The organism is Rhodoblastus acidophilus (genome assembly GCF_009720655.1).
Taxonomy (GTDB): Bacteria; Pseudomonadota; Alphaproteobacteria; order Rhizobiales; family Beijerinckiaceae; genus Rhodoblastus; species Rhodoblastus acidophilus_A.
On sequence record NZ_WNKS01000019.1, the window covers coordinates 24,012 to 49,458 of the forward strand.

Annotated in this window: 22 protein-coding genes and 1 pseudogene; 8 read left to right on the forward strand and 15 right to left on the reverse strand. The window is 63.3% G+C overall.

From position 1 onward, the window contains the following. Nucleotides 1-1,010 precede the first annotated feature (1,010 nt). Nucleotides 1,011-3,296 (forward strand): hypothetical protein, encoded by a 2,286-nt coding sequence (locus GJ654_RS16620; protein WP_155447303.1) that lies wholly within the window; start codon nt 1,011-1,013, stop codon nt 3,294-3,296. A gap of 144 nt (nt 3,297-3,440) precedes the next feature. On the opposite strand, the pseudogene GJ654_RS16625 reads toward GJ654_RS16620, so the two are convergent. The 5 genes and pseudogenes from GJ654_RS16625 to GJ654_RS16645 all read right to left on the reverse strand — a co-directional run. Next, a pseudogene (locus GJ654_RS16625) lies at nt 3,441-3,635 on the reverse strand (BRCT domain-containing protein); the annotation flags it as partial. Nucleotides 3,636-3,667: 32 nt separating this feature from the next. Beyond that, nucleotides 3,668-4,006 carry a type II toxin-antitoxin system RelE/ParE family toxin gene (locus GJ654_RS16630; protein ID WP_264586283.1) on the reverse strand — a complete coding sequence of 113 codons (339 nt, stop codon included), beginning with the start codon at nt 4,004-4,006 and terminating at the stop codon, nt 3,668-3,670. Then, nucleotides 4,003-4,254 (reverse strand): type II toxin-antitoxin system ParD family antitoxin, encoded by a 252-nt coding sequence (locus GJ654_RS16635; RefSeq protein ID WP_155447353.1) that lies wholly within the window; start codon nt 4,252-4,254, stop codon nt 4,003-4,005. The genes GJ654_RS16630 and GJ654_RS16635 overlap by 4 nt, the downstream gene beginning before the upstream one ends. A gap of 87 nt (nt 4,255-4,341) precedes the next feature. Continuing rightward, the gene (gene ligA / locus GJ654_RS16640) at nt 4,342-6,420 is read right to left on the reverse strand and encodes an NAD-dependent DNA ligase LigA (protein WP_155447304.1); all 2,079 of its coding nucleotides are present in this window, start codon (nt 6,418-6,420) and stop codon (nt 4,342-4,344) included. Further along, nucleotides 6,417-7,154 carry an NUDIX hydrolase gene (locus GJ654_RS16645; protein ID WP_155447305.1) on the reverse strand — a complete coding sequence of 246 codons (738 nt, stop codon included), beginning with the start codon at nt 7,152-7,154 and terminating at the stop codon, nt 6,417-6,419. The genes ligA and GJ654_RS16645 overlap by 4 nt, the downstream gene beginning before the upstream one ends. 74 nt (nt 7,155-7,228) lie before the next feature. On the opposite strand from GJ654_RS16645, the gene GJ654_RS16650 reads away from it, so the two are divergent. From GJ654_RS16650 to GJ654_RS16660, 3 genes are all read left to right on the forward strand, one after another. Further along, entirely contained in the window at nt 7,229-8,983 is a 1,755-nt protein-coding gene (locus GJ654_RS16650) for a cation:proton antiporter (RefSeq protein WP_155447306.1), read from the forward strand. 62 nt (nt 8,984-9,045) lie between these two features. After that, complete coding sequence (locus GJ654_RS16655; protein ID WP_155447307.1) at nt 9,046-9,306, forward strand: type II toxin-antitoxin system ParD family antitoxin; 261 nt, start codon at nt 9,046-9,048, stop codon at nt 9,304-9,306. Further along, nucleotides 9,303-9,659: a type II toxin-antitoxin system RelE/ParE family toxin gene (locus tag GJ654_RS16660; protein WP_155447308.1), complete on the forward strand. Its 357-nt coding sequence runs from the start codon at nt 9,303-9,305 to the stop codon at nt 9,657-9,659. The genes GJ654_RS16655 and GJ654_RS16660 overlap by 4 nt, the downstream gene beginning before the upstream one ends. Nucleotides 9,660-9,666: 7 nt before the next feature. Here the strand turns inward: GJ654_RS16660 and mfd are convergent, their stop codons facing one another. Together mfd and GJ654_RS16670 are read right to left on the reverse strand one after the other, a co-directional pair. After that, nucleotides 9,667-13,176, reverse strand: coding sequence for a transcription-repair coupling factor (gene mfd / locus GJ654_RS16665; protein WP_155447309.1), 3,510 nt, complete (start codon nt 13,174-13,176; stop codon nt 9,667-9,669). Between the two features lie 150 nt (nt 13,177-13,326). Beyond that, nucleotides 13,327-13,623, reverse strand: a complete 297-nt coding sequence (locus tag GJ654_RS16670) for a succinate dehydrogenase assembly factor 2 (protein ID WP_155447310.1) — start codon at nt 13,621-13,623, stop codon at nt 13,327-13,329. 256 nt (nt 13,624-13,879) lie between these two features. Here GJ654_RS16670 and GJ654_RS16675 point away from each other — a divergent pair, with 256 nt between their 5' ends. Then, nucleotides 13,880-14,380: an Hsp20/alpha crystallin family protein gene (locus GJ654_RS16675; protein WP_155447311.1), complete on the forward strand. Its 501-nt coding sequence runs from the start codon at nt 13,880-13,882 to the stop codon at nt 14,378-14,380. A gap of 294 nt (nt 14,381-14,674) precedes the next feature. On the opposite strand, the gene recG is transcribed toward GJ654_RS16675, so the two are convergent. After that, entirely contained in the window at nt 14,675-16,768 is a 2,094-nt protein-coding gene (gene recG, locus GJ654_RS16680) for an ATP-dependent DNA helicase RecG (protein ID WP_155447312.1), read from the reverse strand. 209 nt (nt 16,769-16,977) lie between these two features. Here recG and GJ654_RS16685 point away from each other — a divergent pair, with 209 nt between their 5' ends. Next, entirely contained in the window at nt 16,978-17,760 is a 783-nt protein-coding gene (locus GJ654_RS16685) for a hypothetical protein (RefSeq protein WP_155447313.1), read from the forward strand. A 105-nt stretch (nt 17,761-17,865) separates the two neighbouring features. Here GJ654_RS16685 and GJ654_RS16690 read toward each other — a convergent pair whose 3' ends face one another. Next, the gene (locus tag GJ654_RS16690; protein WP_155447314.1) at nt 17,866-19,119 is read right to left on the reverse strand and encodes an SAM-dependent methyltransferase; all 1,254 of its coding nucleotides are present in this window, start codon (nt 19,117-19,119) and stop codon (nt 17,866-17,868) included. 391 nt (nt 19,120-19,510) lie between these two features. Between GJ654_RS16690 and GJ654_RS16695 the strand changes: the two genes are divergently transcribed. Next, the gene (locus GJ654_RS16695; RefSeq protein ID WP_155447315.1) at nt 19,511-20,401 is read left to right on the forward strand and encodes a radical SAM protein; all 891 of its coding nucleotides are present in this window, start codon (nt 19,511-19,513) and stop codon (nt 20,399-20,401) included. Here the strand turns inward: GJ654_RS16695 and GJ654_RS16700 are convergent, their stop codons facing one another. Together GJ654_RS16700 and GJ654_RS21515 are read right to left on the reverse strand one after the other, a co-directional pair. Beyond that, nucleotides 20,402-20,584 carry a hypothetical protein gene (locus tag GJ654_RS16700; protein ID WP_155447354.1) on the reverse strand — a complete coding sequence of 61 codons (183 nt, stop codon included), beginning with the start codon at nt 20,582-20,584 and terminating at the stop codon, nt 20,402-20,404. A gap of 49 nt (nt 20,585-20,633) precedes the next feature. Then, nucleotides 20,634-20,975 (reverse strand): hypothetical protein, encoded by a 342-nt coding sequence (locus GJ654_RS21515; protein ID WP_155447316.1) that lies wholly within the window; start codon nt 20,973-20,975, stop codon nt 20,634-20,636. 65 nt (nt 20,976-21,040) lie between these two features. Here GJ654_RS21515 and GJ654_RS16710 point away from each other — a divergent pair, with 65 nt between their 5' ends. After that, nucleotides 21,041-21,412: a hypothetical protein gene (locus tag GJ654_RS16710; protein ID WP_155447317.1), complete on the forward strand. Its 372-nt coding sequence runs from the start codon at nt 21,041-21,043 to the stop codon at nt 21,410-21,412. A gap of 492 nt (nt 21,413-21,904) precedes the next feature. Here GJ654_RS16710 and GJ654_RS16720 read toward each other — a convergent pair whose 3' ends face one another. The 4 genes from GJ654_RS16720 to hemB all read right to left on the reverse strand — a co-directional run bounded on the left by GJ654_RS16720 (nt 21,905) and on the right by hemB (nt 25,424). Further along, the gene (locus tag GJ654_RS16720) at nt 21,905-22,906 is read right to left on the reverse strand and encodes an NAD(P)H-quinone oxidoreductase (protein ID WP_155447319.1); all 1,002 of its coding nucleotides are present in this window, start codon (nt 22,904-22,906) and stop codon (nt 21,905-21,907) included. A gap of 7 nt (nt 22,907-22,913) precedes the next feature. Next, the gene (locus tag GJ654_RS16725; RefSeq protein WP_155447320.1) at nt 22,914-23,660 is read right to left on the reverse strand and encodes a sulfite exporter TauE/SafE family protein; all 747 of its coding nucleotides are present in this window, start codon (nt 23,658-23,660) and stop codon (nt 22,914-22,916) included. Between the two features lie 91 nt (nt 23,661-23,751). Further along, a complete protein-coding gene (locus GJ654_RS16730) occupies nt 23,752-24,330 on the reverse strand; it encodes a GNAT family N-acetyltransferase (protein ID WP_155447321.1) in 579 nt (192 codons plus the stop codon). Nucleotides 24,331-24,401: 71 nt separating this feature from the next. Continuing rightward, nucleotides 24,402-25,424: a porphobilinogen synthase gene (hemB, locus tag GJ654_RS16735; protein ID WP_155447322.1), complete on the reverse strand. Its 1,023-nt coding sequence runs from the start codon at nt 25,422-25,424 to the stop codon at nt 24,402-24,404. Between the last annotated feature and the right edge of the window lie 23 nt (nt 25,425-25,447).

A 25,447-nucleotide genomic window follows, 5' to 3' on the forward strand; every position in this document is an offset into this window, starting at 1 on the left:
CATAGGAAGCGGGGAACGGCGTGTCCAGTGCGCCGTTCGAGCTTGGCGAAGAGTCTTAGCGAAAACGCATGTCTTGATCGCAATAGCCCTCATGGTGAGGAGCCCGCGTAAGCGGGCGTCTCGAACCACGAGGGCGGCCCACGGTTTTCGTAGCCCTGTTCGCCCAAAAGTAGACTTTTCACGAAAAGTGAAAACGGCAAAACCCGGCGAATCCGTCAATGTGGCCAAAAAATGTTCATGTTTTGTTTCACGTGAAACGATTCGGTCGAGAGCGAGCGTTCCTCACAAACATCTGTTAAATAAAGAGAATAAGCCGCCCGGCCCGCCGAGGGGGATCGCGGCAAACGTTGATCACCCCTGTCGTCGCCGCCACAACCCAGAACGGGCAATCACGAAAACAGCATGTTTTTCGTCAAAAAACGCGTGTTTTTTGCACAAACGCGCGTGTTTTGCTCGATTTTGCGCGGGCGCGTTGCAACCAGGAATAGAAATTTTTGAAAAACGCGCCCTCAAGGGCTGTCGAGACGGCGCCAAAAAAGGTTCACCGTAACGCTTCCGTGCGATCATAGAGATGTGAGGCGAGCCAGATCAAAGCTGCCTGATCGGCCTGCAATCGGCGGGAGCGGACCGTGGGGCGGTGCCGGGAACGCCGGCTCGGCGCCAAGAGTGCGCATTCGGCGAGCAGAAGCCCATTGTCCGTTACCGGTGACGAGCAACGCTTTTGAGAGGTGTGGTTCAAGCAGTCCGAGCTGTCCGTGCTCTTTGACCGTGGTTCCAATTCTGACGTCCTGAGCTATCGTAGCCTCACAAAAGCAGGGCGTATGGCAGACGGTATCGTGGTTCTTCCGGCCTGTGTAAATTAAGCAGAAGCGCGCGGCTTTAGCCGCGCGCAGCGCTTTCCTTGGACCGATTCTATTCGCCCGCGCTCCTAACTTAGAGGCTTCCGGACGGTTCGGCCGGTGCCACTTCCAAGGGACAGCCGGCAACGCCCACACAGGACTCGCTACGCAATGATTTCCAATCGGGTGGAGAAGCTCAGATTCATCGCCGAGGAAATGCAACTTGCGTTTTTTCTCACAATGCATCTAACCGACTCCTTCGTCGCGCGCACGCTGGCCCGCCACATTCTCATCAGGGCGGAGAATTTCATCGAGCATGCCCGGGGCCTCCGCAGGCCGCTCATGAACGCAGGCTATGACACGCGCGACTTTCACAAGACTAAGGAAGCCTACGCCTCCGCCTTCGAGGAATACTTCAAGGTTTCCAGACACCGGCTCGGCGCGCATGTCCAGGACCTCGACTTTGGCAAGCGCATTGAACTTTGGAACGACATCGAGATTGTCAAGATCAGCTTTCTTGTCGATGGTGCGCAGCAGATTTACCGAGGCCTTGCGCCCTGTAACTTGCCGGGATACGTCCCTTATGCCGACCCGCCCGATCTTACCGACCAAGCTTTCCTAGAGACACTTCGTCAGTTCCAGCGAGCTATCGAAAACCGCAGCTGGATCGAGATGGGAACCGACCCGCTCGCCATGACGCGCAATAATACGGCAGCGGTCTTGAACATGACGCCAGTGCATGCGCGCGCGAGCCAACTCGCGTTGATCCGCCGGTGGATCGCCATCCAGGGTATCCTTCTCGACAGGCTCGTCGCTCATCCCCCGATTGTTCGTATCCTCAAGGCACGGATTATTACAGACCTCGTTAGTTTTTGCGATTGCCTTGTGACGCGTCAGGTCTCACCCGGCGCACCCCAGGCGACGGACGGGTTGGACAAGCTCATCACTGCCAACGGTCAGTCGTCTGCTCCGATCGACAATTTCGTTGCCGCCTCGAACTTTCAAGCCGAGCTCCAAACCGCGCGGGCCACTCGCGACACCGTTGGCGCTCATCTCGAAATCGACGACACCTATACGGTCGCGTCTCTCCTTGCGGACCTCGACGCCTACGACATCGGCCATGGACTCAGATTCTATGAGCGCGTCGGCGCCGCCTTCACGAAAACGTGCCATAGCATCCTTTTTTTGCGGATGTATGCCGCCGATGGCCAGCGCTTGTACGGCGTGAGCGCGAGCCACGCGCCGGCGGTGCCATACGCAGCCAACAACTCCGCCGGCTCGCCCGCTCCGCAAGAATTACCCCCAATCAAGGACGAAGCGTCCTATCGTAAGAACCTAACGCGTTGGCTCGATGGCGATGACACCCAGAAAGGGGACGCACGCCAATTTTTCTGGGATGCCTTTGCTGATTCGCAGGCCGTTGAGACAATCGAAGAAGTCGAAAGCTTTGGCACGGGACAGCACATGTCGAGGCACGAATTTCGGACAGCCCATAAATTTCTTTTGGCGGCGCTGTCCGACGGGCTTTCGGATTTTGATTTTAGGGGCATCCTTGAGCTCATGCTCTCCTGCCGCAGCGGCTCGCCTTACCCGCTAGCGGAAATCCTTGTCCGTCATGGCCGGAGTGCTTCGGTGTTCAAGCGATGGCTGATCTGCTACGCACTCGGCGAGATCGGCAGCGCTCCGCACGCGTCCGCGCGGCGGTTTTTGGAAGCGTGCGCCCATTCTCAAAGCTGGCCGATCCGTCTTCAGGCCGCACTCGCGCGCTTCAAGACGTTCGTGAAGGCCGAAGGGATTTTTCGGATCAATCACAGTGGGCAGATGAGGACCGACTACGACGCTTTCGCGGGTTCACTGATAAAGCCCATGTCGGAACCTGAGCGGATGGTTTGCCTCCTCTCGTTTGCGAGCATTCTCAGTGGCCCCTGTGTTGGCTCGTTTTCCCAACCGTTCCAAAGCAACTACGCCGCGCTTCAGACACAAATCGAAAAGCTTTGCGTTCCTTTGCTTAAGGATGACGACAATCGATTGAAGGCGACGACGCTCAAGCAACTCATTCAGACACATGACTATGTCGGCGTTTGCGTAATGGTGGCGCTCGAACTCGACGGCCGTGATCAACACCCCTTGCATGCCGCGCTGATGGATAATTGCTGTAATGGATCGATCGTCACTGCGGGCCACGATCAGGCGTCACGTCACCTCGCAATGTGCTTTCTTCTAAAGAAGGAGCATCGAATGGCGTTTGAAGTCGCCGAAGCATTGGCATCTCGCAATCCCGACTGGGTAGATATCCAGATCCTCGTCGCCCAGATCCTGGGTGATACACCTGGTGCGGAAGATGAGGCCACGCAAAAGATCGCCAATCTCCGCCGCGCCTATGCGCTGAACGCTAACTTTGAACTGCGCCTTGCCGCTGTCGAAACGGAAATCGCAAATCGGAAGGCTTCGTGGTAGGCGCACGCGCAACCATCGTCCGGCGCTTGGCGCCGAAGATGACGAGCGGGCTTGCAGACGCTGGTCGGCGTCAGCGGGAACCGCCGAATCCGAAGAACGTTTCGAGGCCGCGCTTAAGCATACAGGCAAGGGACCGCGCGCCGCTCAAGCCTCACCCACCCCCGCCAGCCGCAACCACCCGTCCTCATCAATCGTCTCGACCCCCAACTCCCGCGCCTTCGCGAGTTTCGAGCCCGCATCGGCGCCGGCGACCAGCAGGTCGGTCTTTTTCGAAATTGATCCCGACACTTTGGCCCCCAATCGCTCGGCCAGCGCCTTGGCCTCGTCACGGGTCATTTTTGCGCATAGCCACAGAACATTGGCGGGTTTTGCTAATCTTGGTCAGGGGGCGGAGGGTCAAAGGAGTCCACCCCACTAAAAAAGGCATCGATGTCCTGATGGCCTTCAAGGATATTCACAACCTCAAAGCGGTCATCGACATACCGGAAAAAGATGACATAGCCCATGTAGGGGAAGCTGCGAATATCGGGGCGAAGTTCCGGTCGCGCGCGTCCTATGACAATCTCATAGGACGCGAGCTTATGGCATTGCGCGCGGAGCTTGGTCACAAATGCTTCGCCAACGGCGACATCGCCGCTGGCGTCAGCGATATACGTCAGGATCGCGAGAAGATCGGAGCGAACGGACGCAAGAAAGGTCGCGCGCCTCACTTCGCTCCTCTACGGCCTCTCAATTCAGCCGCCTTTGCCGCGAGGGCCGCATCAAGTTCGTCGTCCGTCACCGCGCCGCCACGGGCGATGGATTCATTCAGTGTCGCGCGCAACGCGAGGAGCTTGGCTTCGCGTTCTTCGACGAGGCGCAAGCCTTCGCGCACAACCTCGCTGGCGGAACCATAACGACCGTCCTTGACCACGCGGTCAACGAAGCCTTCCCACCTTTCGCCGATCGAGACATTCATCATTGGCCCTCCCGTGCTGGACGGCAGGCATGATAACATAAATCGCGCAATTTATGTTATTGAATCGCACGCATTCCGCCGGACCGCTCAATCCTCACCCACCCCCGCCAGCCGCAGCCACCCGTCCTCATCAATCGTTTCGACCCCCAACTCCCGCGCCTTGGCGAGTTTTGACCCGGCGTCGGCCCCGGCGACCAGCAGGTCGGTTTTTTTGGAGATCGACCCCGACACTTTGGCCCCCAACCGCTCGGCCAGCGCCTTGGCCTCGTCGCGGGTCATTTTTTGCAGCGAGCCCGTGAACACAACCGTTTTGCCGGCGACTGGCGAATTGCTCTTCACCGCCTCCATGGCAAAAGGGGTGACTTGCGCCAGCAGCGCATCTAGCGCCTCTTCATTGTGCGGCTCGATAAAGAAATCCGCCACGGCCTCGGCCACCACGTCGCCGATTCCGTCGATCGCGTTGAGATGGTCGCGCTCGGGCGTTCCCGGCGCCGCCTTTCGCGCGATCTCCCGGAACGCGTCGAAATGTTCGAAGGCGCGCGCGAAGCGGATGGCGTTGGTCTCGCCGACATGGCGGATGCCCAGCGCATAGATGAAGCGGTTGAGAACCATTGTTTTTCGCGCCGCGATGGCGGCGAAAAGCTTTCGCGTCGAGACTTTGCCAAATCCCTCAAAATTCTCGATTTTCGTCAGGCTCGCTCGGTCGCGCTCTTCCAGCGTGAAAATATCGGCGGGAGTCTGAATCAGTCCCTTTTCAAAGAAGAAGGCGATCTGTTTGTCGCCGAGCCCTTCGATGTCAAAAGCGTTGCGAGAACAAAAGTGCCGCAGTTTTTCGATCGCCTGGGCCGGGCAGGCGAGGCTGCCGGTGCAACGGCGCACCGCGTCGGCTTCGCCGGTCTTCGGATCGATTTCGCGCAGCGCCGCCGAGCCGCAGGCGGGGCAGGTCTGGGGAAAGACATAGGGCTGCGCGCCCTCTTGATGCGCTGCCACGGAGACGATCTGCGGGATCACGTCGCCGGCCCGCTGGACGATGACCGTATCGCCGACGCGAATATCCTTTCGCGCGATTTCATCCTCGTTGTGCAGCGTGGCGTTGGAGACGACGACGCCGCCGACGGTGACCGGCTTCAGCTTGGCGACGGGGGTGAGCGCGCCGGTGCGGCCGACCTGGATGTCGATCGCCAACAGCTCAGTGGTCGCCTGTTCCGCTGGAAATTTGTGAGCGACGGCCCAGCGCGGCGCGCGCGCGACAAAACCCAAACGCGTCTGCAAGGCGAGCTCGTTGACCTTATAGACCACCCCGTCGATGTCATAGTCGAGCGTCGCGCGCTGCGCCTCGATGGCGCGGAAATGCGCCAGCATGGCTTCCGGGGTTTCGCAAAGAATCGTAAGCGGATTGGTCGGAAATCCCCGCTCGGCAAAGAAAGCGGTCATGCCGGCCTGGGTGGGAGCGGGCATGGCGGAAACCTCGCCCCAGGCATAGGCGAAAAATTTCAAAGGCCGCCGCGCGGTGATCGACGGATCGAGCTGGCGCAACGACCCGGCGGCGGCGTTGCGCGGGTTGGCAAAAATCTTTTCGCCCGCCTCGGCCTGCCGGGCGTTGAGGCTGGAAAAATCCGCCTTGCTCATGAAAACTTCGCCGCGCACCTCCAGCACGTCCGGCGCGTCCGAAAGATTTTGCGGGATCGCCGCGATCGTGCGGACATTGGCGGTGACGTCCTCGCCCACGGTCCCGTCGCCGCGCGTGGCGGCGCTGACAAGCGTTCCGCGCTCGTAGCGCAGCGAGCAGGAGAGGCCATCGATTTTCGGCTCGGCGGTGAAGGCGATATCGGCGCTGGTCCCCAAAAACCGCTTCACCCGCGCCACGAATTCGAACAAATCCTCGTCGGCAAAAATGTTGCCGAGCGAGAGCATGGGAATGGCGTGGGCGATCTTGGCGAACTTTTCCGCCGGCGCCGCGCCCACTTTTTTCGTCAGCGACTCGGCGCCGCCCAGTTCGGGAAACTCGGCCTCCAGCGCCTCGTAGCGCCGCCGCAGGGCGTCATAATCGGCGTCGGAAATTCTGGGCGCGTCTTCCTGATAATAGGCGCGGTCATGTTCAGCGAGGGCTTCGCCGAGCCGCTCATGCTCCGCGCGGGCGGCGTCGAGATCAGCCTTGCGGGTCATGCGCCACATCCCAGCGTGACGAACGCATCGCGCAAATAGGTCACGATGAAACCGGGCATGGCCGCCGCATTCAGGTCCGCCTCGCCACGCACCGCCACCAGCCGCGTCAGCTCCGGGTCAGGATCGCGCGCCAAAAACGCCGCCACCCGCGCCACGGCCTCATCGGCCGTCAGGGCCAGCCGGCGCTGCTGGATGCAGGCGATTTGCTGCCGCTCGACCACAACCCGAAAATCCCCGCCCGGCGCCTCGGCCGGAGAAAACCCCGTCTCCTCCTCCATCTCGCGGGCGACGCTGAGGGCGAGGTCGACGCGGTCGCCAACGATGTCGTTGCGGTCGGGCGTGCCGGCGGGGAAGTAGATCTTGCCGGAATTCATGGTGTGGCCGCCCATTTCGCCCAAAAGCCAGGCCCCGTCGGACGAGCGCAGCGCCGCCATGGAAAAGCAGTTGAAGACGCTATCGTCGGGACAACCGAAATCCCGCCAGGCCATGAAGTTACGGAAACGGGTGAGGAAAAACTGTCCGCGCAACACTTTTCCTTGGGCGCGCGCGCCCGGCGTTTCGCAAAGAGCGGGGTCGCGCAGCAGCAGCACCTGCCCGTCGAACATTTTGGGCTTTTCGGCGAGCCGCGCCCGCCAATGGGCGCTGATGCGCTCTGCCTCCTCCTCCGCCCACGGCCAGGGGGCCGGCGCGAAGCTTGTGTCGAGCCCCGCCGCGTCAAAAATTCCGTTCCGCATGTCTGTCCTGGCGTGAGGATTGCTGAGCGCGTTCGCCGCGAATCTTATATCCTGATCCCGGGAGGAAAAAGCCTTTGCCCGCACATTTCGATCTCGCCCCCTATCAAGCGCCGCTGCTGTTCCTGGTCGCGGCGGGCGTGGTCGTGCCTCTTTTCAAAAAACTGCGGCTGTCGCCGGTGCTCGGGTTTCTGCTCGCGGGCATGCTGATCGGCCCGCATGGGCTCGGCCGCATCAACGAGCTCCTGTCCGTCGGCATTCCCTTTCTTGCAAAAAGCGACCAGATCGCGACGCTCGCCGAATTCGGCGTGGTCTTCCTCATGTTCAACATGGGGCTGGAGCTGTCGCTCGAACGTTTGATCCTGCTGCGCCGCTACGTGTTCGGCCTCGGCGCGGCGCAGGCGGCGGCCTGCGGGCTGGCGCTGATGATCTGCGCCCGACTGCTCGGCCAGGACTGGGCCGCCTCGGCCACGCTCGGCATCGCGCTGGCCCTGTCGTCCACGGCCATCGTCGTGCCGGTGCTGGCGGAGAAAAAGCGGCTCAACAGTTTTTCAGGTCGCGCCATTTTTTCGGTCCTGCTGTTCCAGGACCTGCTCGTCGCGCCGCTGCTGCTGGTGATGTCGATGTCGGCCGAGAGCGGCCGCGACTTGCTCTTGACCCTCGGCTATGCCTTCGCCGCCCTCGGCCTGATCGCGGGCGTCGGGCGCGTGGTCCTGCGGCCGTTCTTCCAGCTGGTGGCGGCGGCGCGCTCGAACGACCTGTTCATCGCCGCCTGCCTGCTGGTGGTGATGGCCACGGCGGTGGCGGCGGCTTACGCCGGCCTGTCCATGGCGCTCGGCGCCTTCATCGCCGGCCTGCTGCTGGCGGAAACCGAATATCGCCGCGCCGTGGAGCTGACCATCGCGCCGTTTCAGGGGCTGCTGCTCGGCCTGTTCTTCGTGTCCGTCGGCGCCGACCTCGATCCGCTGCGCGTCGTCGCGCATCCCTTGACGACGCTCGGCCTGGCGCTGGGCCTGACCGCGCTCAAGGCGCCGATCGTCGCGGGACTGGCGCGGGTTTTTGGGGCCAAGGGGCAAAAGGCCAGGGAAATCGGGCTGCTGCTGGCGCCCGGCGGCGAATTCGCCTTTCTCATTCTGGCCGCGGCGGTTCTGGCGGGGATCGTGTCCAAGCAACTGGCGGACGACGCCATGATCGCGGTCACCCTGTCGATGACCTTCATTCCCGTGCTCGCGAGTTTCGCCGCGCGCAAGCCGAAAGCGGGCGTGGTCGAAATCGCGGCCCCGGAGCTGGCGGCGGCGGAACGCGTGCTGATCATCGGCTACGGCCGCGTGGGACAGATCGTCGCCGAACTGATGCGCGCGCACAAGCTCGACTACATCTGCATCGACGCCGACCCCGGGGTGGCGGCGTCGGCGCGCGAAAAGGGCGAGCCGGTCTATTGGGGCGAGGCCAGCCGCCCGAACTTTTTGGCGAATTGCGGCCTCGCCACGGCCAAGGCGGTGGTCATCACCATGCACACGCCCAGCGCGGTGGACGAGGTGGTGCGCATCTGCCGCGCCGCCCGCCCCGACCTCACCATTGTCGCGCGCGCCCGCGACGCCCTCCACGCCCGCCATCTCTACGCGCTCGGCGCGACCGACGCGGTGCCGGAGACGACGGAGGCCAGCCTGCAATTGTCGGAAGCGGCGCTGGTGGACATCGGCGTGCCCATGGGCCTGGTGATCGCTTCGATCCACGAGCAGCGCGATTTGTATCGCAAGGCGCTGATCGCCGAAGGCGATGTCGCGGCCACGGCGGCACGGCCGTTTTCGGCAAAAAGGAAGAAGAGGTGAACTGGGGGTCCGATTGACAAACATTGCCAATGTCGGATGATCCCACCGAAGGAGCTCCGACCATGCCGACCATGAACGTCAATCTGACGCCGGAAATGGCGCAGTTCGTCAGCGAAGAAATCGCGTCCGGCGACTACGCCTCCGCCAGCGAACTGGTGCGGGACGCGCTGCGCTTGCTCAAGCGCGACCGAGACATGGAAAAAGAAAAGCTGGAAATTCTTCGCCGGGAGATCAGCCTGGGCATCGAACAGGCGCAGCGCGGCGAGTTTTCGGAGAGGTCGATAGAAGACATTGTCGCCGACGTCCTCAGAGATGAAGCTTGAGGCTCCGCCTCACCACACTCGCGGACGCCGACATCGTCCAAATTTTGCAGCAGACGCGACGATTGTTCGGTCCGCTTCAGGTTCGCGCCTATGCCGAGATCATAAAGGCCGGTTTACAGATCATCTCTGCCGACCCTGAGCGCGCGTCCATTCAGGATCGCAGCGAAATATCCCCGGGCTTGCGATCCTTCCATCTCGAACTCGCCGGAAGGAAGCGCGGCAGCGCCGCGCACCTCTTGTATTTCGGCATCGTCGACGAAGCAGAGGTCGTCGTTTACCGCGTCTTGCATGAAGCGATGGCGCCGAAACGACGCCTGGCGGCGGCGCTGCGGGCCGAGAGAAACGACAATTGATCCGAGCCTACTTCTCCGCGATCTTCACCAATTCCCGCAAAATCTTCCGCGCCTCCCTGAGCCGATCCTCCGCCTTCGCGTAATCGCCGCCGGTGAACACCACTTTCATGTCGGGCCGCACCTTGGCGTCGGGGCCCTGCTTTGAAATATAGCGCACCAGCCCGGTCGGGTTGGCGAAGGAATTGTGGCGGAAGCCGACAATGATCCCCTTCGGCCCGGCCTCGACTTTTTCCACATGCGCATGGCGGCACAAAGCCTTGACGCCGACCAGTTGCATCAACTGCTTGACCTCGTCGGGCATCGGTCCGAAACGGTCGATCATCTCGGCCGCAAAAGCCTCGATTTCCTGCTCGTCATCGAGTGTGGCAAGGCGCCGGTAGAGGCCAAGCCGCAAATCCAGATCCTCGACATAATGCTCGGGGATGGTGACCGGCGTGCCCAACGTGATCAGCGGCGACCACGCCTCTTCCTCCTCCTTGCCGCCGCCCGCCTTCAGCGCCGCGATGGTCTCGTTCAGCATCTGCTGGTAAAGCTCGTAGCCCACTTCCCTGATGTGGCCGGACTGTTCATCGCCCAAAAGATTGCCGGCGCCGCGCAGGTCGAGATCGTGGCTGGCGAGCTGGAAGCCGGCGCCGAGCGTGTCGAGCGAACACAGGACTTCCAGACGTTTTTCCGCCTGCGGCGTAATGGTGCGGTTGATGGGCGTGGTGAACAAAGCGTAGGCGCGGGTCTTCGAACGCCCGACGCGCCCGCGCAGCTGGTAAAGCTGCGCCAACCCGAACATGTCGGCGCGCCACACGATCAGCGTATTGGCCGTGGGAATGTCCAAGCCGGATTCAACGATGTTGGTCGAGAGCAGAATGTCATATTTGCCGTCATAAAACGCGCCGACGCGCTCCTCCAGCTCGGTCGCCGCGAGCTGCCCGTGGGCGATGGTGAATTTGGCTTCCGGCACGTTCTGCCGCAGCCAGGCCGAGGCCTCGTCCAAATCTTCGAGACGCGGGCAAACAAAGAAGCTCTGCCCACCTCGAAATCTCTCGCGCAACAGCGCCTCGCGCACGATCAGGTCGTCGAAGGGGGTGACGAACGTGCGCACGGCCAGGCGGTCAATCGGCGGCGTGGCGATGATCGAAAGTTCGCGCACGCCGGTGAGCGCCAGTTGCAGGGTGCGTGGGATCGGCGTCGCGGAGAGCGTCAAAACATGCACCTCCGCGCGCAATTGCTTCAGGCGCTCCTTGTGCCCGACGCCGAAATGCTGCTCCTCGTCGATGACCACGAGGCCGAGATTCTTGAAGGACACGGTCTTGCCCAGCACCGCGTGGGTGCCGACGACGATATCGACGGAGCCCTCCGCAATCCCCTTCTTCGCCTCGCGCTGGTCCGCGGCGGAAACCATGCGCGACAGTTGCGCGACTCGCACCGGCAGGCCGGCGAAGCGCTGAGCAAAATTCTTGTAGTGTTGGCGCGCCAGCAGAGTGGTGGGCACGACCACGGCCACTTGCACGCCGTTCAACGCGGCGGCGAAGGCGGCGCGCAGCGCGACTTCCGTCTTGCCGAAACCGACGTCGCCGCAGATGAGCCGGTCCATCGGCCGTCCCGAGGCCATGTCGGTGAGCGTCGCCTCGATGGCCGAAAGCTGGTCGTCGGTCTCGTCGTAGGGGAAGCGCGCGCAGAATTCGGCGTAAAGCCCTTCCGCGGGGGCGAATTTCGGCGCCTCGTGCAGCATGCGCGCCGCCGCGATTTTGATGAGCCCCTGCGCCATCTGACGGATGCGCAGTTTCAGCCGGGCTTTTCGCTCACGCCATGCGGAATGGCCGAGTTTGTCGAGCGAAACCTCGGCGTCTTCCGAGCCGAAGCGCGACAAAAGCTCGATGTTTTCGACGGGGACAAACAGCTTGTCGCCGCCGTGGTAATGGATTTCGAGGCAATCATGCGGCGCGCCCGCCGCCTCGATGTTTTTCAGGCCGATGAAGCGGCCGATGCCGTGATCGACATGAACGACGACATCGCCCGCGCCAAGCGCGGAGACTTCGGCGAGGAAATTTTCGGCGCGCTTTTTTCGCCGCCGCTGCGGGGCGATGCGGTCGCCCAGAATGTCCTGCTCGCCGATGACGGCGAGATCGCCGGCGACAAAACCGGCCTCGAGGCCGATCACCGCCAGCGCCGCCTTGGCGTCGCGCAACGCGAACGCCTGCGAAAGCGATGACACGGTTTCGAGTTTTTTCAGTCCATGCTCGGCGAGCACCGAACCGAGACGCTCGCGCGAGCCATCGGTCCAGCCGGCGACAATGACCTTTTTTCCCTCGCCTTGCAGCGCGCGAATGTGGTCGATGGCCGCCTCGAACACATTGACGTTTTCGTCGGCGCGTTCGGGCGCGAAATTGCGACCGGGAACGCCGCCGCAGTCGATCACTTTCGGCCCGCCATCCGGGACGGCGAAAGGCGAAAAATGAGCGGTCGCGGCCTTGTCGAGCCGGGTCTTGAACTCGTCCGGCGTCAGGTAAAGTTCGTCGGGTGGCAACGGCTTGTAATTGGCGGTGGCCGGATTTTGCGCGAAGGCGTCGCGGCGCGCGGCGTAATAATCGGCGATCTGTTCAAAACGCTCGTGCGTCGCCGCGTCCGCCTGATGGTCGAACAGGATGGGCGCGTCGTCGACATAGTCGAACAAAGTGTCCATCTGGCCGTAGAGCAGCGGCAGCCAATGCTCCAGCCCGCCGGGCCGGCGTCCCTCGCTCACCGCGTCGTAAAGCGCGTCGCCGCGCGTCTGCGCGCCGAAATGCGCGATGTAGCTCTGTCGAAAACGTTTGATGGTTTCGGTGGTGATCGGCGCTTCGTTGACGGGCACGAGATCGAGCGCGCGCAATTGCGCGGTGGTGCGCTGGGATTCCGGATCGAAGGCGCGGATGGTTTCGAGCACGTCGCCGAAAAAGTCGAGCCGCACCGGGCTGGGCAGGCTCGGCGGGAAAAGATCGACAATGCCGCCGCGCAGCGCGTATTCGCCGGATTCCCTCACCGTGGAGGCGCGAACAAATCCGTTGGCTTCAAGCCAGCCGCACAACTCATGCAGATCGACCGCGGCCCCGGGCGCCGCCGAAAAACTTTTTGCAGCGAGATCGCGGCGCGGCGGCACGCGTTGCGCCAAAGCGGGCGCGCTGGTCAGCAGCAGGCGCGGCCTCTCAAGCGAGGACCGCGTGCGCGCAAGCCGCGCCAGCGCCGTCATGCGCTGCGCCGCGACGGCGGAGGTCGGCGACACCCGGTCGTAGGGCTGGCAGTCCCAGGCGGGAAACTCCAGAATTTCCGCTTCGGGCGCGGCGAAAGCAAAAGCTTCGGCGAAGGCGCGCTGGCGCTGCGGATCGCGCGCGACATGGACGAGGGCGGCCGCGCGGCCCTCGCCTGATTTGGCCAGCGCCCGCAGGAGATCGGCGGCGACAAAGGCGTCAAACCCTTCCGGCGCGCGCGACAGAATGAGCGAGCGGCCTTTTTCGAGTTCATCGCGGGCGCGGAGGAGATCGGTCATGTCGGGGAAGCCGCTTGAAGTGAAAAAAGCTCCACTCCGCCGTCATTGCGCGGAGGGCGCGCTGCGCGCCCGTCTAAGCGCAAGGCAGGCCCGGCGCAAGGCGCCGAGCTTTGGCGAAGCAATCCAGGAATCTTGCCGACGCGCAGAGCCTTACACGTTGATCGGCCCATTATGCGTATGAAACGCCTTGATCGTCTCGAAAATCGGCCTGGCATAGTCGGGATCGACGGGCTTGGACCCGGCGAACCACGAAAAAATATCCACGTCCTGCGCTTCCATAAAGTGTTCGAGCTGGTCGAGTTCGTCTTCGCTGAGCTGGTCGAGGCGGGCGTCGGCGAACTGACCAAGCAGCAGGTCGACCTCGCGCATGCCGCGATGCCAGCAGCGGAACAGGATTTTTCGCCGGCGCGGGTCCAGCCCCTCGCTCGATCTGGTCGTGCCCGACATTTTCCCTCCGAAATCAACGCAAAAAGCGCCGGAGCGGATTCCGCCGGCGCAACAACCCTTATAGGGGCGCAAGCCCCGCTTGTCAGCCGCGCCGGCGGCCAAAATCCCGAAATGACCGGGGTCAATGCGCGGAACAGAAAAGGTGCTAGGATGCCCATCGTGGCGAGAGGCTCTCGCCTGATACCGGCGAGACCTCCGCCGACGCGCCGCGCGACCCCCCTGTTAAGGGGGCCTGCGCGGCGGACAGGAGGATGTCATGAAAACCATGCTCCCGGATCTGTGGACCCGCGACTTCATGGCCGATCCCTTCCGCGCTCTTGAAAGGGATCTGTTCGGGCGCGAACTTTCGAAAATGTTCGATATGCCCAAGGCCATGGCTTCCGCAACGGCGCCGATGCCGGCGATGAACATCGCCGAGACCGACAAGACCATCGAGGCGACGCTGGAAATTCCTGGCGTCGAGGAGAAGGACATCAAGGTGCGCGTCGAGGGCGACCGCCTCATCGTCTCCGGCGAGAAAACCATCGAAACCAAGACAGAGGAGAAGGACTGGCACGTGATGGAGCGTCGCTTCGGCGCGTTCAACCGCTCGATCATGCTGCCGTTTGAACCGGCCGCCGACGCCATCGCCGCCCATTACGACAAGGGCGTGCTGCATCTGACCGTGCAGAAGCCCGTGGCGAAGGAAACGGCCGCGAAGACGATTCCCGTCATGACTGGCGCGCCCAAGGCGCAAGACCCGCCCGTCTCGCATTGAGGCGCCAGTGGGGCGCGGCGCAAGCTGCGCCCCTTTGTTTGTCGCGTAACGGTGATCTTGCAATCCGAACAGGTCGGAAAGCTGGAATGATGGCCCAAAGCGTTGGTGTCGTCATTGCGAGCGTAGCGAAGCAATCCACCCCTATCCGCCTGATGAATTTTTGTCGTTTATATTGAGACTGTGGGCTTTCGTCGCTTGCGCGACTCCTGGATTGCTTCGCTGCGTTCGCAATGACGGCGCAAAGACATTGCGTCGCCGTCGGTCACCGGGAACTGCATCTTCGACGCTTTGCCTTCACCCCGCGCGCAAGAGTTTGAGCGCCGTGTCCCGCTCGAAAAGATAAAGCAGCAGGCGCAGTTTTTGGCCCCGCTCGCCTCGCAGGTCGGGATCGTCAGCCAAAAATTTTTCCGCGTCGTCCCGGGCGAAACGCAAGAGATCGGCGTGGATGTCCAGTCGCGCGATCTTGAACCCGGGCGCGCCCGACTGGCGCAGTCCCAAGATTTCGCCTTCGCCGCGCAGGCGCAAATCCTCTTCGGCGATGCGAAACCCGTCTTCGGTCTGACGCAGAATCTCCAGCCGCGCCTTGGCGGTTTCGCCGACGGGGCCGGCGTAAAGCAGAATGCACGACGATTTCTTGTCGCCGCGTCCGACGCGCCCGCGCAACTGGTGCAATTGCGCCAAGCCAAACCGTTCGGCGTGCTCGATCACCATGATCGTCGCCTCCGGCACATTGACGCCGACCTCGATGACCGTGGTCGCCACCAGAATTTTCGTTTCGCCGGCTGCAAAGGCCTCCATCGCGGCGTCCTTGTCGCGGCCCTTCATCTGGCCGTGCACAAGCCCGACCTTGTCGCCAAAAAACTTTCTCAGATCCTCGGCGCGGGCTTCGGCGGCGGCGAGATCGCTCTCCTCGCTCTCCGCCACCAGCGGGCACACCCAATAGACGCGCGCCCCGTCTTTGAGCGCGCGACCGAGCCCCGCGACGACTTCGTCAATGCGCTCCGCATTCACAGTGCGGGTGGTGATCGGCTGCCGCCCCGGCGGTTTTTCCCGCAAGGCGGAAAAGTCCATGTCGCCGAAATAGGCCAGCGCCAGCGTGCGCGGGATCGGCGTCGCGGTCATGGCGAGCACATCGACGCCAACCCCCTTTTCGCCCAGCGCCAGGCGCTGCTGCACGCCAAAGCGGTGCTGCTCGTCGATCACGGCGAGGCCGAGGTCATGATAAACAAAATCGTCCTGCACCAAAGCATGGGTGCCGACCACGATGTTGAGCGCCCCCGACGCGAGCGCGGCGAGAGTCGCGCGGCGCTCGGTCGCCTTGTCGCGCCCGGTCGCCAGCGCCACGGTCAGGCCAGCCGCTTCCGCCAGCGGTTTGATGGTGTCAAAATGCTGGCGGGCCAAAATTTCGGTGGGCGCCATCAGGGCGGCCTGCCGCCCGGCTTCGATCGCCTGCGCCATGGCCAGCAGGGCGACGACGGTTTTCCCGGAGCCGACATCGCCTTGCAGCAGCCGCAACATGCGTTTGTCCGACCCCTGGTCGGCGGAAATCTCCGCCAAAGCCTGGGTCTGGTCGCCGGTCAGGGCGAAGGGCAGGGCGGCGAGAATTTTGGCGCGCAACGCTCCATCGCCCGGCTGCGGGCGTCCGGAAAGCACCTGCATTTTGCGCCGCACCAGCCGCAGCGCCAGCTGGTGCGACAGCAATTCGTCATAGGCCAGCCGCGCAAAAAAATTGCTCTCCGGCTTGAGGTCGTCCGGCGCCTGCGGCTCATGCACGCGCGCCAGCGCCTCGCCAAAGCTCGCCCACCCGTTCGCGCGCACAAAATTCTCGTCGAGCCATTCCGGCAAGACGGGGAGACGCGCCAGCGCGCCCGCCGCCGCCTTGGCCATCACGCGCGGAAAAAGCCCCTCGGTGAGGCCATAGACCGGCTCGACCGGCGGCAGGGTTTTGAGCCCTTCCTCGTCAAGAATGCGGTCGGGATGGACCATCTGCTTGTAATAATCGAAAATTTCGACGAGGCCCGACACCCAGCGCGTGGCGCCCACGGGCAGCGCCTTTTCCACCCAGCCCGAATTGGCGCGAAAGAAAATAAGGGTGAGGTCGCCGGTCCCATCCTCGGTGAGCACCCGATAAGGCCCCTTGGCGCGCGGCGGGCGATGCTCCGCCACCCGAACCTTGATGGTCGAGACCGCGCCGATCGGCGCCTGCGCGATGGTCGGCCGGTTGCGGCGATCCACGCCGTCGTAAGGCAGATGCATGAGCACGTCGAGCACGCGGGCCGGATGCTCCGCGCCGCCCAGCAGGCGGTCCAGCAATTGCGCATTCTTCGGGCCAATCCCGGGCAGAGACGATGGGCTGGCGAACAGGGGATCGAGAAGCGAGGGCCGCATGCCTCTATCTAGCGGCGCAACGGCAGGCGAACAAGCAGGCCGAACTTTACTGAACATTAACCCCGCGCGGCGGACGGCCGGCGAGACTCACCAAGGATTCATCAATACAACCTTAGATTGTTTCCGCACGTCACGTGGGGGCAGGTTTGTTCGATTTAACCAAAAGGCAAGCGCTAGCCCCGGCCTCGTTTTTCACGGGGGTGCGCAGCATGCTCCCGTTCGGCCGCTCGCCGCCCGTCGAACCGATCCCGCCCCCGCCGCCCAAACCCGAGCTGACGGGGGATGAGCGCGAAAAGGTCAGCGCGCTCGGCTTCTTCTGCGGCGCGCTCACGCGCGACGACACGCTCTACGCCGAGGCCAGCGCCGGCGCGGCGGCTTTCTCGCATTTCGCCGGCCTGGCGCAAAAGCGGGACCTGCGCGCCGAGCTCCACGAGCTCTTCGCCAAGGCGTGCCTCGACGGCGCCCACATCAGACATGTGCGCGACCTCGACGCCTTCATCAACGCCTCGCTGCTCGCCGATCATGAATTGACGCTGGAGCTGACCCACGCGCTGCGCATCGTCCTGGCGCGCGACGTTCGTGACGGTCGGTTTGAATTCGAAACGGGCACCGACCGCAGCATCGCCATCTTCAAGCATTTGCTGTCGCTGGTGCGCCGCGCGCCCGACGTGTTCGCCACGCTCGCCTCGCCCGAAGGCGGGAGTTTTGGCCAGCGCGCCATCGAACATCGCCTGCTCGACGAGCGCCTCGACCATAACGACAGGAAAGCGGCGCCACGCGACGTGGCGGTGAGTCCGACGTCCGCCGAGATCGCGCGCAGGATTGGCCTGCACGCGCCCTACACGCAGGAAGCCGTGCAGGCGGCCCGCCGTGATTTCGCCGCGCGCTGCCATCCCGACCGCGCGCCCGCGCACAAGCGCCAGCAGGCGACGCAGGCGCTGGCGATGGTGAATGCGGCCCTGGATGAAATCGTCGCGAAACTCACGAGCTAAGCAGGATTTCCGAAAAGGGACCGCCGTTTTTCGGATAAAATCCTGCAAAAACAAAGGAGCCGAAGCAAACATGCGTTGGGTCGCCAACCAATGTTTGCTGAGCGGTCACTCCGCGGCCAACGTCTCCCGTCCGGCTTCGATCCGTTTCAACTTCGCTTCGGCCTGGGCGAGATAGGCGCGGGTGATCGGAACGACATCGTTGCGCCGGGTGATCTGCACCTGGAAAACCACCGCGTCGAGCTGGCGAAACGCCGCCTCGCAGATCGTGAGATAAAACTCCCACATCCGGCAAAGCCGCTCGTCGTAAAGCGCGCGCGCCTCGTCGCGTCGGGCCGCGAAACGCTGGCGCCATTCGCCCAGCGTGTCGGCGTAATGGCGCCGCAGAACCTCGACATCGGCGACGAGCAGGCCTGCTCTTTCGACCGCGGCGGAAATCTCGGAAAGGGCTGGGAGATAGCCGCCGGGAAAAACGTATTTCACGATCCAGGGATTGGTGACGCCCGGCGTCGAACTGTGGCCGATGGTGTGCAGCAGCATCACGCCGTCCTCGGCGAGCAGGCTCGCGCATTTGCCAAAGAAGGCGTCGTAGTGATCGGGGCCGACATGTTCGAACATGCCGACCGAGACGATGCGGTCGTAAACTCCGTCGAGATCGCGATAATCGCGCAGGTCGAAGCGCACGTGCTTGAGGCCCCGCGCTTGCGCGCGCTGGCGCGCCACCTCGATCTGCGTCTGCGAAAGCGTGACGCCTTCGACCTCTCCGGCGCCGGCGATCTCGGCGAGATAGAGGGCCAAACCGCCAAAACCGCAGCCCACGTCGAGCACGCGCAGGCCCGGCGCCATGAGCAGTTTCGCGGCGATGCGCCGACGCTTGGCGCGCTGCGCCTCCTCGAGGCTCAAGCCCGGCGTTTCGAAATAGGCGCAGGAATAGTGCCGGTCCTCGTCGAGGAACAGATCGTAGAATTGCGCGGTCAAATCATAGTGGCGCTCCACATTCCGCCGCGCCCGCCACACATCGTTCGCGCCGGCGACGCGGTGGCGGACTCTGCGCCACACATCGTAAGCCTTGCGGGCGGTATCGCGCCGCATCGCTGCGCCATGCTGGAACAACAGGCTGACGAGCGTCGGCAGGTCTCCCGCGACGATTGTCAGGCGTCCCTCGACATAAAGCTCGCCGAATTTCATGTCGGGATCGCGCAAAAGCTCCACCACGGCTTTGGCGTCGGCGAAGCGGATCGCCGCGTGCGGGCCGGCGCCGTCCCCGATGGAAAATTTCCCTGAGGGCAGAAAGACATCGAGCGCGCCGCGCGTCACCAGCCGCTCGAGAAAAGCGCGCAACAAGCGCTCGGTCCATTTCATCGGCGTCTCCCGTCCAGGCGACATAACGGAATGAGCAGAATTTTTTTTGCGCCCGCACCCATTTTTGCCGTCGCGCGGGCCAAGCTGGAACCGCGCGGGGCCGCGTAAGTTCCTCCTGCGCCGCAGGCGCTAATGTGTCTTGCTTCCTAATGTTTGCGGGAGTCGCCGAAACAGTCTCGTGATCGCGTCGGTTCTGTTCCACCTGTTCACCCTCGGGCGGATGATTCCGAACGCCGCCCACGGGCGTTGGTCGCTTTTGCCTCGGCGCTAAATTTTCGAGGCCGCCGATGTCCATTGGCAACGCGAGCATGAGCAGGGGGCGCGGCGCCTTGAACGCCGGCTATCTTGGCGGAGGCCAATTGCGCTAAACTGCGGCGAGGAGTTTTGCCCCATGAACCCCATCCGTTACGTTGAGCCTGTCTTCCGCCCGCCGAGCGAGGCGGAGTCGCTGATCCTGCCTGTGACCGACGGCTGTTCGTGGAACCGTTGCACGTTCTGCGAGATGTACACCGCGCCGCAGAAAAAATTCCGCCCGCGCGACGAAGAAGAAATTTTCGAGACCATCAAGCGCTGCGCCGAAGTTTATGTCGGCGATGTCAGGCGCGTGTTCCTCGCCGACGGCGACGCCATGACGCTGTCCACTCGGCGACTCGCCGCGATCCTCGAAGCGATCAAACGCGACATGCCCGCGGTGCGGCGCGTGTCGAGCTATTGCCTGCCGCGCAATGTGAAGAAGAAATCGGTGGAGGAATTGCGCGAACTCGCCGACCTCGGCCTGAGCATGGTCTATGTCGGCGCGGAATCCGGCGACGACACCGTGCTGGAAAAGATCAACAAGGGCGAGACGTTCGACTCCACGCGCGAAGCGCTGCTCAAGCTCGGTGAGGCCGGGATCAAGCGTTCGGTGATGATCCTCAACGGCCTCGGCGGCGAGGTCTTTTCCGAACAGCACGCGAAAAATTCCGCCCGCCTCGCCAATGAGACCCAACCGGAATTTCTCGCGACCCTGGTGGTGAGCTTTCCAAAGGGCGATGCGCGCTTGCGCGCAAATTTCCCGGAATTTTCGCCCCTCGGCATCGAGGGGCTCATGCGCGAGATGGAGCTGTTGGTCGAAACGCTCGACCTGCGCCGCACCGTGTTCCGCAGCGATCACGCCTCCAACTGGCTCGTGCTCAAGGGCACGCTCGGCGCCGACAAGGCGCGGCTGCTGGAGCAGTTGCGCGCGGCCATCGCCGCGCCCGACCGGGCGCCTTTGCGTCCGGCCTGGGCGCGGGGACTGTAATCAGGGCTGGTGCGGGCCGCGCATCAGTTTTATCGCGTCCTCAATGTGGCGCCAGGTCCGTGACTGCTCCTGGTCGCCCTTCTCCTCGAAGGCCCGCGCCTTTTGCGCCGCCTCGGCGGCGGCCTTGGGCCCGTGCGCTTCGAAAAGCTGGCGCGCGTAAGCGTGGATCTCGGCTTCCTGCATGCTGGCTTGCATGATGGTCCTCCCGCTGGGCGCCGGCCGCAGCCGGCGGTTAAGGAACGCGGATCGGCAGAAAAAGTTCAGTGCAGTTCGAGCGGGCCCCAGTTTTTAGTTTTGCCGCAAGAAAGTCACGGCTGCTTTTGATGGTGGCCGCCTCACATCCGATGGCGGGGTGATGCTGCTGGCGATGTCGAGCTTGTCGGTCGTGTGCCAGTCCGCCTGATCGAGGAGCAGGACGGCGTGCGCTCACCATCATCGCGCCCGAACCGAATTGAGCTGAGAAGACGCCTTCAGCCACGGGCTCGTTTTCGCGGATCGCGAAGCGATCTTGCGGAAACCGTATAAGGCCTCGGATTTTCATTCGCATGGCGCTCAACAGCATCAAGCCTTTCATGGTGCCGCAAGCAAGACGCAAGCTTGACCCGACATCTTGCGAACCGCTTGCGCGCGGAGTGGGCCATGTTCGCAAAATTCTTGATTCTGACTATTCTCGGGATGCTCGCCCTGGTGGCGACAGCGCAAGCCCGTTGCGGCAAATGCGACACCCGCCTCGTTTATCACGTGGTGGTGGTCAAAAAATGCACGCCGGCGCGGGCGATGCGCGTCCGCAAGCTTCCGAGGCATCGTCTGCGCGTACGCGCTATCGCCCCTCACGTGACCGCCCGCGCGATCTCCGCGCAATTCGCCTACTGCCCCACCGGCTATGACGACCTCGGTTACGCCTGCGGCTATCCGATCTATGTTCCCCGGCCCTTTCCTTACGACAGCTCCTACGGACTCGGCTTCCCCTTTGATAACTCAATTGTACCCGGCTTCGGCTTCCGTCCTTAGCCTTTGCCCAACTCGGCTGATGCCGACCGTCCGCGACGCCATGCCCAAGCCGCGTGATCTGGCGAAAGCCGAGTTCGCCACCTTGCGGCTGCGTCTGATACGATTTCCGAAGGATCAGTTTGGAAATCGTATTCCGCTCGCGCGGAAATCCGCCCTTCGCCTGAAGGATTTCCGCGCGATTTCGTTTTCGCGGATCGCGAAGCGATCTTGCGGAAACCGTATGATCAAGATCGCGGCGCGGGTGACCGAGACCGCCAGCCGCGTGCGTCTCGCTTTCGCGGTCAACCATCCCCAAGCCGAACTCTTCGCCAGCTTGCCCGGCGCGCTCGGGCCATGACCGTCGGGGCATCGGCCCCTTCGCAAATCCTTCGTCTCCAGCGCGTCATCAACAGGACAGTCGTCAGGCGGTGAAAAAGCCGAACGGAGCCGCGCGCCCGGAGGAAAAACGCCCGAAAACCTTCACGAAATCAATCGCGCCGTGAATAGGATGGGTTAGCGCCCCGTCACCAGCACGATCTTTCCAAGATGCGCCGAGCTTTCCATGAGCTCGTGCGCCTGCCGCGCCTGTTCCAATGGGAATGTCGCATGCAACTTGGGCATTACGGCGCCGGATTCGAGCAGAGGCCAGACTTGTTCGCGCAAGGCCGAAGCAATCGCGGTCTTGGCGGCGAGCGGGCGGGAGCGCAGCGTGGCGCCGGTGATCGTGAGCCGCTTGAGCATCACGCTCATGAAGTCGAAATCCTTGACTTTGGAGCCTTGCAGGAAGGCGATCTGCACCAGCCTTCCATCGGGCGCCAAAGCCTGGACGTTGCGTTGCAGATAGGGGCCGCCGACCATGTCGAGGATGACATTCGCTCCCTTCTTGCCGGTCTTCTCCTTCACCACCGCGACAAAATCCTCCTCGCGGTAATTGATGGCGACATCGGCGCCCAGTTCGAGGCAGAACGCGCATTTTTCCGCCGAGCCCGCGGTCGCGAAAACCTTGGCGCCAAAATGTTTCGCCAGCTGAATGGCGGTCGAGCCGATGCCGCTGGAGCCGCCATGGACCAGAAAGACCTCGCCGGGCTGAAGGGCGCCCCGCGTAAAAACGTTGTCATAGACGGTGAAAGCCGTTTCGGGGACGCCCGCCGCCTCGACCAGCGACAGCGGCGCGGGTTTCTTGAGGCACAGCGCGGCGTCGGCCACGCAATATTCGGCATAGCCGCCGGAGCCGACCAGCGCGCAGATTTCGTCGCCAACCTTCAGGCTCGCGCCGTCGCCGAGCGCGACCACGCGGCCGGCGATCTCCAGGCCGGGAATTTGCGTCTCGCCGGGCGGCGGCGGGTAGAGGCCGGCGCGCTGGATGCAATCGGGCCGGTTGACCCCCGCCGCGACCACTTCGACCAGAACCTGTCCCGGGCCGGGTGTTGGAACCGGCGCCTCCTGAAGTTTGATCACCTCCGGTCCGCCGGCGCCGTCGAAAACAATTTCACGCATCTGAGCGGGCAGGGACATCACGACCTCACAGGGTTTGATAAAAATGCAGGCTGAGCAGCAGCCCGACGCAGATGACGAAAATCTTGACGTAGAGCGGTTTTATCCGCGACCCCGCATGGGCGCCCAAAAAACCGCCGGCGATCGAGCCGACCGCCATCACCAGCGCCTCCAGCCAATAAATCTTGCCGGAAAACAGGAAGACGCCCGTCGCCGTCAGGTTCATCAGCGTGGCGAGGGCGATTTTCAGACTGTTCATCAGCACGATGTCGCGCAGGCCATAGAGGGTGAGCGCCGCCAACATCAAAATCCCGATGCCCCCGCCGAAATAGCCGCCATAAATCGCGACGAACACCTGGGCCGTGAGCACGCCGGTCGCGCTGAGCCAGGGGTTTTCGGTTTGCTTGGGCATGATCATGCCGAAGGCGAACACGGCGGTGGCGGCGAGCAGCAGGAAAGGCACCAGTTTCGCGAAAACCTGCTCGGAGGTGGACAGCAGCAGCACCGCGCCGAAAAACCCGCCGACCAGCGAAATCAACGCGAGCTTGTGGCCGTCGATGCGGGGATCGTCGAGGGATTCGCGCAGGCCCGCGCGATAGGCATAGGTGGTGGCGACCTGCGCCGGAAACAGGGCGATGGTGCTGGTGGCGTTGGCGGCGATGGGGGAAAGCCCGGCGGCGATCAGCGAGGGAAAGGTGAGGAACGACCCGCCGCCCGCGAGCGCATTGATAAAACCGGCGGCGAGGCCGGCGAGAAAGATCAGCAGCAGGGACATTTACGCACACGCTCAGTCAAGCACAGGGCGGCTTGTAGGCCGCGCAAGCTTGTCCGCGCAAGTGCGGTCCCTGATTTAATCCCGCGCCCCGTCAGGCGTCCGCGTTCTCCCTCGCGCGCCAAGCCAAGAGTTCGGCGTTTTTCCGGTTGCCCTTGCCGGCGCCCGGTTCGAATCCCATGCGCCGCAGCAGGCGCCAGGAGGCGGCGTTTTCCGGGGGGCATTCGACGACGATGCGGGCGCGCGGAAACGCCCTGTGCGCCAGTTCGAGCATGGCTTGCGCCGCCTCGGCGCCGTAATGGCGCCCGTGATGGGGCGCGCCCAGCCAGAACCCGAGTTCGAGGTCGCCGCAATCGCCCCGGTCCGGTTCGCGGACGAGAACGCCGGCGCAGCCGATCATCTCGCCGCCTTCGCGCAGGCGCAAAGCCGCGAAACAGCCGCCGCCGATGCGAGGCAGGGCGATCAGCGCGCGGGCGTCGTCGATGGTGAACGGTTGCGGCAGCGTCGAGGCGCCGTGGGCCACCAGCGGATCGTTGGTGAGGATGACGAGACCGAAAGCGTCCGCCGGCTGCAAAGGCTCCAGCAGCAGGCGCTCGGTCTGGCCAAAACCGTCAGGAAAGAGTTCTTGCCGGACATCCGCGCGAGCGGTTCCGGGGTCCTTGGGCGCGCTCATAACCTATCCTCCTTTGAGAGGACGGAAAGGCTGGGGCGCGCCCGCGTCGCGTATCGAGCCCCGAGGGTTTTTTACCCTTTCCTGAGCATTTCCGCCACTCTCGGCGCGAAATAGGTGAGAACGCCATTGGCTCCCGCCCGCTTGAACGCCAGAAGGCTTTCCAGCATGGCCTTGTCGCCGTCGAGCCACCCATTCTGCGCCGCAGCGGTGATCATGGCATATTCCCCGGAAACTTGATAGGCGAAGGTCGGTACGCCAAAAGTATCTTTTACGCGACGAATGATGTCGAGATAGGGCATGCCGGGCTTGACCATCACCATGTCGGCGCCTTCGTCGAGGTCCATCTCCACTTCGCGCAGGGCTTCATCGGTGTTGGCGGGGTCCATCTGGTAGGTGCGCTTGTCGCCGGTGAGCACCCCCTTGGAGCCGATGGCGTCGCGGAACGGGCCGTAGAAGGCGGAGGCGTATTTGGCCGCATAGGCCATGATCTGCACTTCCGTAAAGCCTTCGGAATCCAGCGCCTCGCGAATGGCGCCGACGCGGCCGTCCATCATGTCGGAGGGGGCGATGACGTCGGCGCCGGCGCGGGCCTGGTTGAGCGCCTGCTGGGCGAGGATGGCGACGGTCTCGTCGTTGAGGATGGTCTCGCCGTCCATCAGACCGTCATGGCCGTGGCTGGTGTAGGGGTCGAGCGCGGCGTCGGTGATCACGCCGATCTGCGGCACTTCCTTCTTGATGGCGCGAACCGAGCGGCAGACGAGGTTGTTCTCGTTGAGCGCCTCGGAGCCGTTCGGGTCCTTCAGCGCCGGATCGGTGAAGGGGAACAGAGCGATGGCGGGAATGCCGAGGTCGGCGGCCTTTTTCGCGGCGACCACCGTCTGGTCCACCGACAGGCGCTCGACGCCCGGCATGGAGGCGACCGGCGTGCGCAGATTCTCGCCCTCGACGACGAAGAGCGGCCAGATCAGGTCGTCGACGGTCAGCACGTTTTCGCGCACCAGGCGGCGCACCCAGTCGGACTTGCGGTTGCGGCGGGGACGGCGGGACAGATTGAGGGCGAGGTCAAAACCGGAGGGAAGGGGCGCTTTGTTCATATCGGGTTCCTTGTCAGGTTCCA

Excerpts from the sequence above, each read along its gene's own strand:
- mfd (WP_155447309.1), bottom strand. The coding sequence starts at position 13,176 with ATGACCGATCTCCTCCGCGCCCGCGATGAACTCGAAAAAGGCCGCTCG.
- GJ654_RS16690 (WP_155447314.1), bottom strand. The coding sequence starts at position 19,119 with ATGAAATGGACCGAGCGCTTGTTGCGCGCTTTTCTCGAGCGGCTGGTG.
- hemB (WP_155447322.1), bottom strand. The coding sequence starts at position 25,424 with ATGAACAAAGCGCCCCTTCCCTCCGGTTTTGACCTCGCCCTCAATCTG.
- GJ654_RS16720 (WP_155447319.1), bottom strand. The coding sequence starts at position 22,906 with ATGTCCCTGCCCGCTCAGATGCGTGAAATTGTTTTCGACGGCGCCGGC.
- GJ654_RS16710 (WP_155447317.1), top strand. The coding sequence starts at position 21,041 with ATGTTCGCAAAATTCTTGATTCTGACTATTCTCGGGATGCTCGCCCTG.
- GJ654_RS16635 (WP_155447353.1), bottom strand. The coding sequence starts at position 4,254 with ATGAATGTCTCGATCGGCGAAAGGTGGGAAGGCTTCGTTGACCGCGTG.
- GJ654_RS16620 (WP_155447303.1), top strand. The coding sequence starts at position 1,011 with ATGATTTCCAATCGGGTGGAGAAGCTCAGATTCATCGCCGAGGAAATG.
- GJ654_RS16695 (WP_155447315.1), top strand. The coding sequence starts at position 19,511 with ATGAACCCCATCCGTTACGTTGAGCCTGTCTTCCGCCCGCCGAGCGAG.
- GJ654_RS16675 (WP_155447311.1), top strand. The coding sequence starts at position 13,880 with ATGAAAACCATGCTCCCGGATCTGTGGACCCGCGACTTCATGGCCGAT.
- GJ654_RS16700 (WP_155447354.1), bottom strand. The coding sequence starts at position 20,584 with ATGCAGGAAGCCGAGATCCACGCTTACGCGCGCCAGCTTTTCGAAGCG.
- GJ654_RS16655 (WP_155447307.1), top strand. The coding sequence starts at position 9,046 with ATGCCGACCATGAACGTCAATCTGACGCCGGAAATGGCGCAGTTCGTC.
- GJ654_RS16685 (WP_155447313.1), top strand. The coding sequence starts at position 16,978 with ATGCTCCCGTTCGGCCGCTCGCCGCCCGTCGAACCGATCCCGCCCCCG.
- GJ654_RS16725 (WP_155447320.1), bottom strand. The coding sequence starts at position 23,660 with ATGTCCCTGCTGCTGATCTTTCTCGCCGGCCTCGCCGCCGGTTTTATC.
- GJ654_RS16670 (WP_155447310.1), bottom strand. The coding sequence starts at position 13,623 with ATGTCGGGCACGACCAGATCGAGCGAGGGGCTGGACCCGCGCCGGCGA.
- recG (WP_155447312.1), bottom strand. The coding sequence starts at position 16,768 with ATGCGGCCCTCGCTTCTCGATCCCCTGTTCGCCAGCCCATCGTCTCTG.
- GJ654_RS16645 (WP_155447305.1), bottom strand. The coding sequence starts at position 7,154 with ATGCGGAACGGAATTTTTGACGCGGCGGGGCTCGACACAAGCTTCGCG.
- GJ654_RS16730 (WP_155447321.1), bottom strand. The coding sequence starts at position 24,330 with ATGAGCGCGCCCAAGGACCCCGGAACCGCTCGCGCGGATGTCCGGCAA.
- GJ654_RS21515 (WP_155447316.1), bottom strand. The coding sequence starts at position 20,975 with ATGAAAGGCTTGATGCTGTTGAGCGCCATGCGAATGAAAATCCGAGGC.
- ligA (WP_155447304.1), bottom strand. The coding sequence starts at position 6,420 with ATGACCCGCAAGGCTGATCTCGACGCCGCCCGCGCGGAGCATGAGCGG.